This window comes from Streptomyces sp. SAS_270 (assembly GCF_052543295.1).
In genome coordinates, this window is record NZ_JBMNDS010000002.1 from 78519 (window position 1) to 90283 (window position 11765).

Genomic DNA, 11765 nt, shown 5'->3' on the forward strand with positions numbered 1-11765 from the left:
GCCCTTCCCCGCCCTGCCGTGCCGTTTCGAGGCGCCCGAAGGTGTCACGCGATGGCCGTGCGTCCGATCGCCCCCGCCGCGGTCCGCGCCGCCGGAGACTGCGCCAGATACGCGACGGCCCTGCGCAGCGAGCCCTCCTGCGAGGGATGGTACGACCGCCGCAGATACCGGGGCATGGCCGCGCCGAGCTCCCTCCAGGTGGGCAACAACCCTTTTCGTACGGCTCTGTTGTGTGCGGCCAGTGAGTAGCGCAGGCGCCCGGCGAGCTTCGGGTCGTGCCGTATGAGATAGGCGGCGCCCCACGCCCACAGGTAGAACAGCACCGGCGCGGTGACCGCCATGCCCGCCACCCGGCGCGCGTACCGGGGCAGGCCTTCGCCGCCGCAGTGCTGGTACATGTCGAAGGCGACCGCGCGGTGTTCGACCTCCTCGGCGCCGTGCCAGCGCAGCAGATCGAGCATGACCTCGTCGCAGCCGGCGCGGTCGAGCGCCTCGGCGGCCAGCACCCAGTCGCCGAGGACCGCCGTGAACTGCTCGATCGCGGCGACCACCGCGAGCCGGAAGCGCAGCCACTCCGGAGCCGGTATCGGAAGCCCCGGAGGAGGCTTCTCGCCGAGCAGCTTCTCGAAGAGGAAGTCGACGTACTTCGTGAAGTCCGTGGTGTCCAGGTGCTGCGCGGCCAGGTGGTCGAGGACGTAGGAGTGCTGCACGCTGTGCGTGGCCTCCTGCCCCATGAAACCCTTGACGTCCGCGAGGAGTTCGGGGTCCGTGACCAGCGGCAGCCCTTCCTTGAAGACCTTCACGAACCACCGTTCGCCCGCCGGCAGCAGCAGATGCAGCACGTTGATGACATGGGTGGCGGTGGGCTCGCCCGGGATCCAGTGCAGCGGGGTCCGCTCCCAGTCGAAGGAGACCCGGCGCGGGGCGATCGTGTGCTGTTCGTCGCTCACAGCGGCGGCTCCATCCGGGCGATCGCGCGCAGCGTCCCGGGCGCGAAGCGGGACATGAGACGGGCGCCGCGCGCCTCCGGGGTGACCGGCACGACCGCCTGGTTGCGGACGACGGCGCGCAGGATCGCGTCGGCGACCTTCTCCGGCGGGTAGTTGCGCAGCCCGTACAGCTTGGCGGACTTCTTCTGGCGCCGCTTCTCCTCGTCGGCGTCGACCCCTGCGAAGTGCGCGGTCGAGGTGATGTTGGTGTTCACGAAGCCGGGGCAGATCGCCGAGACACCGATGCCCTGGCCGGCCAGCTCCGCGCGCAGGCACTCGCTGAGCATCAGCACCGCCGCCTTGGAGGTGCTGTACGCGGGAAGCGCCTTGGACGGCTGGTACGCCGCCGCCGACGCCGTGTTGACGATATGGCCGCCCTGTCCGCGCTCCGCCATCTGCTTGCCGAAGAGACGGCAACCGTGGATCACGCCCCACAGGTTGACGTCGAGGACCTTCTTCCAGTCCTGCGCGGTGGTGTCGAAGAAGGACCCGGACAGGCCGATCCCGGCGTTGTTCACCAGTACGTCCACCACGCCGTACTCGGCGGCGACCTTCTCGGCGAGCTCCTCCATGGCCTGCTCGTCGGAGACGTCGACGGTCTCCGCCCAGGCCTCCGGGGAGCCGATCAGCCGTGCCAGCTCGGCCGTGCGGGCGGCACCCTCCGCGTCGCGGTCCACGGCGACCACGCGCGCGCCGGCCTCGGCGAACGCGAAGGCGGTGGCCCGCCCGATGCCGCTGCCCGCGCCGGTGACCAGCACGAGCTGCCCGCCGAACCGGTCGGCGTACTTGCCGCTCACCGTCGGCAGCGGCCTGCGGCCCTCGTTGGCGTGCACGAACTCCGTGATCCAGGCCGCCAGTTGGTCGGGGCGGGTACGCGGGATCCAGTGCTTGGCCGGGAGCGTGCGGCGAACCAGCTGCGGGACCCACTCCTCCAGGCCGTCGTAGAGCCGCTCGGAAAGGAAGGCGTCGCCGAGGGGCGTGATGAGCTGCACGGGCGCGTGGGCGTACGCGTCGGCGCGCGGTTGGCTCAGGCGCGCCCTGACGTTGTCGCGGTACAGCCAGGCGCCGTGCGCGGCGTCCGAGGCCAGCGACCGGGTCGGGTAGTCGCCCGCGGGCACCTTCTCGACGCGCTCCAGGATCTTCGGCCAGCGCTTGCCGAGGGGGCCGCGCCAGGCCAGCTCGGGCAGCGCGGGCGTGTGCAGCAGGTACACGTACCAGGACTTGGCGCCCTGGCCGAGTAGTTGACCGATCCTGCGCGGAGTGGGCCGCTTCACGCGCTCCTTGATCCAGTGGCCGAAATGGTCGAGGGACGGTCCGGACATCGAGGTGAAGGACGCGATCCGGCCCTCGGTGCGCTCGACAGTGACGAACTCCCACGACTGCACCGAACCCCAGTCGTGGCCCACCAGATGCACCGGCCGGTCCGGGCTGACCGCATCCACGACCGCCAGGAAGTCGTCCGTCAGCTTCTCCAGCGTGAAGCCGCCGCGCAGCGGTTGCGGCGCCGTGGACCTGCCGTGCCCACGCACGTCGTACAGCACGACATGGAAGTGCTCGGCGAGGCGCGGTGCGACCTCGGACCACACTTCCTTGCTGTCCGGATAACCGTGCACGAGCACCACGGTGGGCTGTGTGTCGTCGCCCAACTCGGCGACGCACAGCTCGACTCCGCCCGTCCGCACCCAGCGCTCGCGCGCCCCCGTGAGACTCACTTGTCCTCCGCCCAGCGCCGCACGTGCGGCAGATCGTCGTCCAGCCAGAAAGCGCTCTGCTCCGGGTCCCGGGAGTCGGTGACGACCAGGAGCTCCTCGAACTTCGCGCCCGTACCCCGGAATCCGAGATGCGGCTCGACCGCCCACAGCCCGGGCCGGGGCGGATGGTCGGAGAACCTGTACGGCGACCACAGCGGCGACCAGCCGTCGCGGTGCCCGTGGACCGCGTCGCTCGCCAGCCCCTTGAGGGACTGCGTGCCGAACCCGAACAGATGCGGCGACCAGGAACGCTCCTTGACCCGGCCGACCTTGTGGGCGATCACCCCGAAGGGGTAGGCGCGATGCCGGTTCGCATAGCCCTGGCGGACCATGAGCCGGTCCACGTCCTCGTAGATCTCCCGCAGCGGGCGCCGCTCGCGCACCTCGCGCAGGAGCAGCTCCCGGTGCGCCTCCAGGTCGGCGAGCAGTCTGTCCTGCACGGGGTTGATGCCCAGCGAGCCGGAGTAGCCGATGTCCGCCGTGTATCCCCTGTGGACCGGCGCCATGTCCAGGATGAACGGCATCCCGGGCTCCAGCCGCCGGTCGGTGGGAAAGAACTGCAGCGGTATCCGGAAGTTCACGAACGCCGTGCGGTCACCGAACCAGGCGAACGGCAGGTGGAACCAGTCCCGCACCCCGCGCTCACGCAGCCACACGCGCTGCATGCGCGCCGCCTCGCGCTCGGTCACGCCGGGCTTCAGCTGCGCCGCGACGGCCTCCGCGCATTCGTACGCGAGGCGCTGCACTTCCCGGAACCCCCGCAGCTCCGTGGAGAGTTCACCTGCCACAGCAGTAGTCATGCCACCGTCCGTCCCATGTCCGTCCGTACCGTGCCCGTCGCCTGTCCGGCCGTACCCGGCGTGTGCGCTACGCGCCCGTAACTTGACACTGATGAATGTGACAATTGTTAGAGGCTGCGTCAATAGGCATGCGGCTGCCTGTGGAAAACCCCGGGCGTGTTCGACCTGAGGGGGACCCCTACGGGCCCGTACGACTGGAGAGTGATGCCGATACAGCTCCACGGGTTGACGACTGCTGTGGCGTGCGCCACTAGCGTCGTGGACGTGACTGTGATCGCGACCGAAAGCCTGAGCAAGCGGTTCCCGAGGGTGACCGCTCTTGACCGGCTCTCCGTGGACGTCGGGCCCGGTGTGACCGGACTCGTCGGAGCCAATGGAGCCGGCAAGTCCACACTGATCAAGATTCTGCTGGGTCTGTCCCCCGCCACCGAGGGCCGTGCCGAAGTGCTCGGCCTCGACGTCGCCACCAGGGGTGGCGAGATCCGCGAGCGGGTCGGGTACATGCCGGAGCACGACTGCCTGCCGCCCGACGTCTCGGCGACCGAGTTCGTCGTGCACATGGCGCGGATGTCCGGGCTGCCCCCGGCCGCCGCCCGCGAGCGCACCGCGGACACCCTGCGCCACGTCGGCCTGTACGAGGAGCGCTACCGCCCCATCGGCGGCTACTCGACGGGCATGAAGCAGCGCGTCAAGCTCGCGCAGGCCCTCGTCCACGACCCCCAGGTCGTCTTCCTCGACGAGCCGACCAACGGCCTCGACCCCGTCGGCCGCGACGAGATGCTCGGCCTGATCCGCCGCGTGCACACCGACTTCGGCATCTCGGTCCTGGTCACCTCCCATCTCCTCGGCGAGCTGGAGCGGACCTGCGACCACGTCGTCGTCATCGACGGCGGCAAACTTCTGCGCTCCAGCTCCACCACGGACTTCACGCAGTCCACGGCGACCCTCGCCCTAGAGGTCACCGACACCGACGAACACCCGGACGGCACCCGCGCGGTGCGCGAGGTGCTGCACGCGCGCGGGATCGAGACGCACGACGGCAGCGGACTGCCGGGCGCCGGCCACATCCTGCTGCTGACCGCGGAGGGCGAGGAGACGTACGACCTCGTCCGCGACGTCGTCGCCGACCTCGGCCTCGGCCTGGTCCGGATGGAACAGCGCAGGCACCACATCGCGGAGGTCTTCGCCGAGAGCGACGCACAACGAGCGCAGGACGAGCAGCGAAAGGAGGCGGTCGGCCATGGCGGTTGAGCAGCCCCTCACCCAGCGCGGTGACCAGACCCGGATCCACAACATCGGCTACCGCAACTACGACGGCCCCCGTCTCGGCCGCGCCTACGCCCGCCGCTCGCTGTACTCGCAGTCCCTGCGCGGCGCCTACGGCCTCGGCCGCTCGGTCAAGTCCAAGGTGCTGCCGATGCTGCTCTTCGTGGTGATGTGCGTGCCCGCGGCCATCATGGTCGCGGTCGCCGTCGCCACCAAGGCCAACGACCTGCCCCTCGACTACACGCGCTACGCGGTCGTCATGCAGGCCGTCATCAGCCTCTACGTCGCCTCGCAGGGACCCCAGTCCGTCTCGCGGGACCTGCGCTTCAAGACCGTGCCGCTGTACTTCTCACGCCCTATCGAAACCGCCGACTACGTACGCGCCAAGTACGCGGCCCTCGCCTCGGCGCTGTTCGCCCTCACGGCCGCTCCCCTACTCGTGCTCTACGTAGGGGCCCTGCTGGCCAAGCTCGACTTCTCGGACCAGACGAAGGGATTCGCCCAGGGGCTGGTCTCCGTGGCACTGCTCTCCCTGCTCTTCGCCGGCATCGGCCTGGTCATCTCGGCGATCACGCCCCGCCGCGGCTTCGGCATCGCGGCCGTCATCGCCGTCCTGACCATCTCCTACGGCGCCGTCTCCACCCTCCAGGCCATCGCAGACTCGCAGAACAGCACCACGGCCATCCCCTGGATCGGCCTGTTCTCACCCATCACGCTCATCGACGGGGTGCAGTCCGCCTTCCTCGGCGCGACCTCCGCCTACCCCGGAGCGGAAGGCCCCTCTTCCGGACAGGGCGTCGTCTTCCTCGTCGTCGTCCTGGGGCTCATCGCCGCCTGCTACGGCCTCCTGATGCGCCGCTACCGAAAGGTCGGACTGTGACCACGCTGAACATCGACCATGTCTCCCGCTGGTTCGGCAACGTGGTGGCCGTCAACGACATCACCATGACGATCGGCCCGGGCGTCACCGGCCTGCTCGGCCCGAACGGCGCCGGGAAGTCCACCCTCATCAACATGATGGGCGGCTTCCTCGCCCCCTCCACGGGTTCCGTCACGCTCGACGGCCGGCCGACCTGGCGCAACGAAGAGATCTACCGGCACATCGGCATCGTCCCCGAGCGCGAGGCGATGTACGACTTCCTCACCGGCCGCGAATTCGTCGTCGCCAACGCCGAGTTGCACGGCCTCGGCGACAAGGCCGCCCAGAAGGCGCTCGCCACGGTCGAGATGGAGTACGCGCAGGACCGCAAGATCTCCACGTACTCCAAGGGCATGCGGCAGCGCGTGAAAATGGCCTCCGCGCTCGTCCACGACCCGTCGCTGCTGCTGCTCGACGAGCCCTTCAACGGCATGGACCCGCGCCAGCGCATGCAGCTCATGGACCTGCTGCGGCGCATGGGCGACGAGGGACGCACCGTGCTGTTCTCGTCCCACATCCTCGAAGAGGTCGAGCAACTCGCCGCGCACATCGAGGTGATCGTCGCCGGACGGCACGCGGCGAGCGGTGACTTCCGGCGCATCCGCCGCCTGATGACCGACCGCCCGCACCGCTACCTGGTGCGCTCCAGCGACGACCGTGCCCTGGCCGCCGCGCTGATCGCCGACCCCTCGACATCCGGCATCGAGGTGGACCTCGCGGAGGGCGCGCTGCGCATCCAGGCGGTCGACTTCGGCCGGTTCACGGTTCTGCTGCCCCGGGTCGCCAAGGACCACGGCATCCGACTGCTGACGGTCTCGCCGTCCGACGAGTCGCTCGAATCCGTCTTCTCGTATCTCGTCGCGGCGTAGGAGGCCGAACATGTACGACCCCACAGTCGCCCGACTCACCTACCGAGGCCTGCTCGGCCGCCGCCGGGCCCTCATCCTGGGCGCCCTGCCCGTCCTGCTGATCGTGATCGCCTCGGTGGTGCGCCTGCTGACCGGCGCCGACGACCAGGTCGCCTCCGACGTCCTCGGCGGCTTCGCGCTCGCCACGATGGTGCCGATCATCGGCGTCATCGCGGGCACCGGCGCGATCGGGCCCGAGATCGACGACGGCTCGGTGGTGTACCTGCTCGCCAAGCCCCTGAAGCGGCCCACGATCATCTTCACCAAGCTGATCGTCGCGGTCGCCGTCACCATGGCGTTCTCCGCGGTGCCGACCTTCATCGCCGGCATGATCCTCAACGGCAACGGCCAGCAGATCGCCGTCGCCTACACCGTGGCCGCCCTGGTCGCCTCGATCGCGTACGCGGCGATGTTCCTGCTCCTGGGAACCGTGACCCGGCACGCGGTGGTCTTCGGACTCGTCTACGCACTGGTCTGGGAAGCCCTCTTCGGGTCGCTGGTCGCCGGAGCACGCACCCTCAGCGTCCAGCAGTGGGCGCTCGCCGTGGCCCACAAGGTCACCGGCGGAGACCTCGTCACCTCGGAGGTGGGCCTGCCGACGGCGACGGTACTGCTCGTCGTGGTCACCGTCCTCGCCACCTGGTACGCGGGGCAGAAACTGCGGACGCTGACCCTGGCCGGCGAGGAGTGAAACAGTGCTCCACGCGCGCGTGCCCGCTGTCACCCGGTACGCGCGCGTGGAGCTGGATTTCTTGACATCGGCTTCACCTGGCTCCGGTCACACTGGGCCGAGGGGATGCGCGGCTAGGAGGCAGCGGGGATGGCGGTCGAGGAACCGAAGAGCGAAGGACAGGCGGAGTCCGGGGGCGTCTGGGACGACGTCGTACTGGACGAGAACTTCATACGGTCCGCGGAGACGTCCGAGCCCTCCGCCCGCGCCCGCATGCTCGCCGCCCGCTGGCGCGACGGGGGACCCGACCCCGAGCCATGGCGCTCCGACGAGCCGCCCGCGGGCTGGTTCTTCAGCAAGGGGCGCCGGCGCAGATGGCGCCGGCGGTAGTCGCCTCCGGGCGCCGTTCATCGTGGCTTGTCACGGTTTATTCGGTGGCGCCCAACTCGGCGTACGGGCACAGTAGTTCTGTCCACGCCGCCGGTTCGGCAGGCGCCACCCGCTGGGAGAGGAGCGCGACGATGCCCATCAGCAGCAGTACGTCGAGCTCCCGACAGGGCAGCTCGCGACGGACCCCGGAGTAGTTACGCCTCCGGCGGGTCCGTTCCGCACAGAGAGTTGCCCGGGGCGGTCGCTTCGAGCGTGCGTTCTTCGCGCGGACCGCCCACCCGGAGGATTGGCCGAGAGGTAAGGCACTGGCCCGCTAAGCCATGATCGGGGATTTCCCCGCGCGCGTTCGATCCGCGCATCCTCCGCACCACGTCTGCGCCCGAAGGGCACAGCAACCAGCGGCGGACCCGTCCGGCCGGACAGGTCCTAGCCGAGCAACCGCTCCAGCACCACCGCGATGCCGTCCTCGTCGTTCGAGGACGTCACCTCGTGCGCGACTGCCTTGAGGTCGTCGTGGGCGCCCGCCATCGCCACTCCGTGCGCCGACCAGGCGAACATCGGGATGTCGTTGGGCATGTCGCCGAAGGCGATGGTGTCCGCGCCCTTCACGCCCAGACGGCGTGCCGCCAGGGACAGTCCCGTCGCCTTGGAGAGGCCGAGGGGGAGCAGCTCCACGATGCCCGCGCCCGCCATGGCCACGCCGACGAAGCCGCCCGCGGCCCTGAGGGCCGCCTCGGCCAGTTCGTCGTCGGACAGCTCGGGATGCTGTATGTAGATCTTGTTCAGCGGGGCGGTCCACAGGTCGGACGCGTCCGTGAACGGCGTCGACGGGAGCGAGCCGGTGACCGCGTATCCCGGACCCACCAGCACCTCGCCGTCCAGGCCGTCACGGCTCGCCGCCAGATACAGCGGACCGACCTCCGCCTCGATCTTGGCCAGCGCCACCCCCGCCAGCTGACGGTCCAGGGTCACCGACGTCAGCAGCCGGTGCGCCCCGGCGTCGTACACCTGCGCGCCCTGAGCACAGACCGCGATGCCCTCGTAGCCGAGGTCGTCGAGGATGTGGCGGGTCCAGGGCGCCGCGCGCCCGGTGACGACGATGTGCGCGGCGCCCGCCGCGGTGGCCGCGGCGAGCGCCTCACGCGTGCGCTGCGAGACCTTGTCGTCGGAGCGCAGCAGCGTTCCGTCGAGGTCGGTCGCGACGAGCTTGTAAGGGAAGGGAGCGGGGCTGCTCACTTGGCCACGGGCTCCAGGATCTCTCGTCCCCCGAGATACGGACGCAGCACCTCGGGCACCCGCACGGAGCCGTCGGCCTGCTGGTGGTTCTCCAGGATCGCGACGATCGTGCGCGGTACGGCGCACAGCGTGCCGTTGAGCGTCGCGAGCGGCTGGACCTTCTTGCCGTCGCGCATCCGCACGGAGAGCCGACGGGCCTGGAAGCCGTCGCAGTTCGAGGCGGAGGTCAGCTCGCGGTACTTGCCCTGGGTCGGGATCCACGCCTCGCAGTCGTACTTGCGGGAGGCCGACGCGCCGAGGTCGCCCGAGGCCACGTCGATGACCTGGAAGGGCAGCTCCAGGCCGGTCAGCCACTGCTTCTCCCAGTCCAGGAGCCGCTTGTGCTCGTTCTCCGCGTCCGCGGGGTCGACGTACGAGAACATCTCGACCTTGTCGAACTGGTGCACGCGGAAGATGCCGCGGGTGTCCTTGCCGTACGTGCCGGCCTCGCGGCGGAAGCACGGCGAGAAGCCGGCGTAGCGCATCGGGAGCTTGTCGGCGTCGAGGATCTCGTCCATGTGGTACGCGGCGAGGGGGACCTCGGAGGTGCCGACCAGGTAGTAGTCGTCCTTCTCCAGGTGGTACACGTTCTCCGCGGCCTGGCCGAGGAAGCCGGTGCCCTCCATGGCGCGCGGGCGGACCAGCGCGGGGGTCAGCATCGGCGTGAAGCCGGCCTCGGTGGCCTGCGCGATCGCCGCGTTGACGAGCGCGAGCTCCAGGAGCGCGCCGACGCCCGTCAGGTAGTAGAAGCGCGAGCCCGACACCTTGGCGCCGCGCTCGACGTCGATGGCGCCGAGCGCCTCGCCGAGCTCCAGGTGATCCTTGGGCTCGAAGCCCTCGGCACCGAAGTCGCGGATGGTGCCGTGCGTCTCCAGGACGACGAAGTCCTCCTCGCCGCCGACCGGGACGTCGGGGTGGATGAGGTTGCCGAGCTGGAGGAGGAGGCGCTTGGTCTCCTCGTCGGCCTCGCCCTGCGCGGCGTCGGCCGCCTTGACGTCGGCGGCCAGCCGGCCCGCCTTCTTCAGCAGCTCGGCCTTCTCGTCGCCGGAGGCCTTGGGGATCAGCTTGCCGAGCGCTTTCTGCTCGGAACGGAGCTCGTCGAAGCGGACGCCGGACGACCTGCGCCGCTCGTCGGCGGAGAGGAGGGAGTCGACGAGGGCGACGTCCTCTCCACGGGCGCGCTGGGAGGCGCGAACACGGTCGGGGTCCTCACGGAGCAGGCGAAGGTCAATCACCCCTCAAGGCTACCGGTGTGCGGTTCGGGCTCACGACTCGATATTGCAGTACGCCGCTTCCTGTGTCGTTTTGACCGAAATGCCAGACTTGCGTAATCGAGTCAAGGGAAAAGGGGGGTAACCCCTGAAAGGGGGCGGATGGGCAGTTCCGGTTGACTCGATTTCCTTGCGGGGAGCGGGACTTGGGGGCGCGTTGTCCACAGGAATCCACACCTCTGGTGAGTTATCCACAGGCTGTGCGGAAGATCTGTGGACGTCGGAATTGATCATTCCGAAAGCCGCATGCGGGACGAAGAATTCCCGGATCAAACCATCTCTACACCCACGTTCGAGTGGAAATGGTTCGCCCCAAAGGATTGATCGATGGAAAAGAGTGGACGAGGGGTGACCTGCGGGGTTGTGGAGGAACTTGGGGGCCGTAGACCGATTTGTCGACGATGTAGTGCTTCGTTGTCGACTTGTCCCCAGGTCGAGAAGCGACCCTGTGGATAACTTCTGTGGACAGTGAAAATCTGCAGGTAGGACTGGTGGTCCGGACCTGTGGAGGGTTGTGGAAGAGGAAAGAGCAGGGCCGAGCGAAGCCCCGCCCAGAGCGCAGGCTCCGCCCGCAGACGCGACGGACCGCTAGAAGCGGCCGTCCTGGCAGCGCGCCACCCAGTCCGCCGCCGCCATGAACTCGTCGTCCGAGGTCCCCGGCAGCACGGCGCCGGCGTCCTCGACCCCGATGTCCGCGCGCGGATACGACCCTAGGAAGCGCACCTGGAGGCAGATCCGCTTCAGCCCCATCAGGGTCTCGGCCACCCGCCGGTCGGAGATGTGGCCCTCGGCGTCGATGCAGAAGCAGTAGTTGCCGATGCCCGCGCCCGTCGGGCGGGACTGCAGCAGCATCAGGTTGACGCCCCGGGTGGCGAACTCGTCCAGCAGGTCGCGCAGCCCACCGGGGTGGTCGTCGCGCTGCCACAGGACGATGGACGTCTTGTCGGTGCCCGTCGGCGCCGCGGGCCGGGCCGGCCTGCCGACCAGCACGAAGCGCGTCTGCGCGTTCTCCGCGTCATGGATCCCGGTCTCCAGCGGCACCAGGCCGTAGCGGGCCGCCGCGAACTCGCCGGCGAAGGCGGCGTCGTACCGGCCCTCCTGGACCAGGCGCGCGCCGTCCGCGTTGGAGGCCGCGGACTCCCAGATCACCTGCGGGAGGTTTGTCTTCATCCAGTTGCGCACCTGCGGCTGGGCGGCGGGATGCGCGGTGACCGTCTTGATCTCCGACAGCTTCGTGCCGGGCCTGACCAGCAGCGCGAAGGTGATCGAGAGAAGCACCTCGCGGTAGATCATCAGCGGTGTGCCGGCGACCAGCTCGTCGAGGGTGGTGGTGATGCCGCCCTCCACCGAGTTCTCGATGGGCACGAACGCGGCCTCGGCCTCGCCGCTGCGCACGGCGTCGAGCGCGGCGGGCACCGACACCATCGGGACCAGCTCGCGGGTGGCAGCCTCCGGAAGCGTGCGCAGGGCGACTTCGGTGAAGGTGCCTTCGGGACCGAGATACGCGTAACTGGCGGGCATGTCCT

General features: G+C 69.6%; 11 protein-coding genes and 1 tRNA gene. 6 read left to right on the plus strand and 6 right to left on the minus strand.

Translation table 11 applies throughout. The annotated features are described in order from the left end of the window. Positions 1–44 precede the first annotated feature (44 nt). Genes ACN6LB_RS01775 through ACN6LB_RS01785 form a run of 3 tightly spaced genes read right to left on the minus strand, consistent with a single transcriptional unit; the run spans position 45 to position 3540 of the window. Positions 45–950, minus strand: coding sequence for a metal-dependent hydrolase (locus tag ACN6LB_RS01775; protein ID WP_445024238.1), 906 nt, complete (start codon positions 948–950; stop codon positions 45–47). Beyond that, complete coding sequence (locus ACN6LB_RS01780) at positions 947–2701, minus strand: SDR family oxidoreductase (RefSeq protein ID WP_445024239.1); 1755 nt, start codon at positions 2699–2701, stop codon at positions 947–949. The genes ACN6LB_RS01775 and ACN6LB_RS01780 overlap by 4 nt, the downstream gene beginning before the upstream one ends. Continuing rightward, positions 2698–3540, minus strand: a complete 843-nt coding sequence (locus tag ACN6LB_RS01785; RefSeq protein WP_356132124.1) for a M24 family metallopeptidase — start codon at positions 3538–3540, stop codon at positions 2698–2700. The genes ACN6LB_RS01780 and ACN6LB_RS01785 overlap by 4 nt, the downstream gene beginning before the upstream one ends. A gap of 270 nt (positions 3541–3810) precedes the next feature. Here ACN6LB_RS01785 and ACN6LB_RS01790 point away from each other — a divergent pair, with 270 nt between their 5' ends. From ACN6LB_RS01790 to ACN6LB_RS01815, 6 genes are all read left to right on the plus strand, one after another. Then, positions 3811–4791, plus strand: coding sequence for an ABC transporter ATP-binding protein (locus ACN6LB_RS01790; RefSeq protein ID WP_356132455.1), 981 nt, complete (start codon positions 3811–3813; stop codon positions 4789–4791). After that, a complete protein-coding gene (locus tag ACN6LB_RS01795; RefSeq protein WP_356132127.1) occupies positions 4781–5686 on the plus strand; it encodes an ABC transporter permease in 906 nt (301 codons plus the stop codon). Before ACN6LB_RS01790 ends, ACN6LB_RS01795 begins: the two co-directional genes overlap by 11 nt. Beyond that, positions 5683–6594, plus strand: a complete 912-nt coding sequence (locus ACN6LB_RS01800; protein WP_356132131.1) for an ABC transporter ATP-binding protein — start codon at positions 5683–5685, stop codon at positions 6592–6594. The genes ACN6LB_RS01795 and ACN6LB_RS01800 overlap by 4 nt, the downstream gene beginning before the upstream one ends. A 10-nt stretch (positions 6595–6604) precedes the next feature. Next, positions 6605–7324, plus strand: a complete 720-nt coding sequence (locus tag ACN6LB_RS01805) for an ABC transporter permease (RefSeq protein ID WP_445024240.1) — start codon at positions 6605–6607, stop codon at positions 7322–7324. A gap of 129 nt (positions 7325–7453) precedes the next feature. Beyond that, positions 7454–7693, plus strand: coding sequence for an SGM_3592 family protein (locus tag ACN6LB_RS01810; protein WP_445024241.1), 240 nt, complete (start codon positions 7454–7456; stop codon positions 7691–7693). A 280-nt stretch (positions 7694–7973) separates the two neighbouring features. Next, positions 7974–8058, plus strand: a tRNA-Ser gene (locus ACN6LB_RS01815). 61 nt (positions 8059–8119) lie between these two features. Here ACN6LB_RS01815 and ACN6LB_RS01820 read toward each other — a convergent pair. The 3 genes from ACN6LB_RS01820 to pheA form a co-directional block, all read right to left on the minus strand. Further along, positions 8120–8929: an HAD family hydrolase gene (locus tag ACN6LB_RS01820; protein WP_356132140.1), complete on the minus strand. Its 810-nt coding sequence runs from the start codon at positions 8927–8929 to the stop codon at positions 8120–8122. Next, complete coding sequence (gene serS / locus ACN6LB_RS01825; RefSeq protein ID WP_356132143.1) at positions 8926–10203, minus strand: serine--tRNA ligase; 1278 nt, start codon at positions 10201–10203, stop codon at positions 8926–8928. The genes ACN6LB_RS01820 and serS overlap by 4 nt, the downstream gene beginning before the upstream one ends. Before the next feature lie 624 nt (positions 10204–10827). Then, a complete protein-coding gene (gene pheA, locus ACN6LB_RS01830; protein ID WP_445024242.1) occupies positions 10828–11760 on the minus strand; it encodes a prephenate dehydratase in 933 nt (310 codons plus the stop codon). Between the last annotated feature and the right edge of the window lie 5 nt (positions 11761–11765).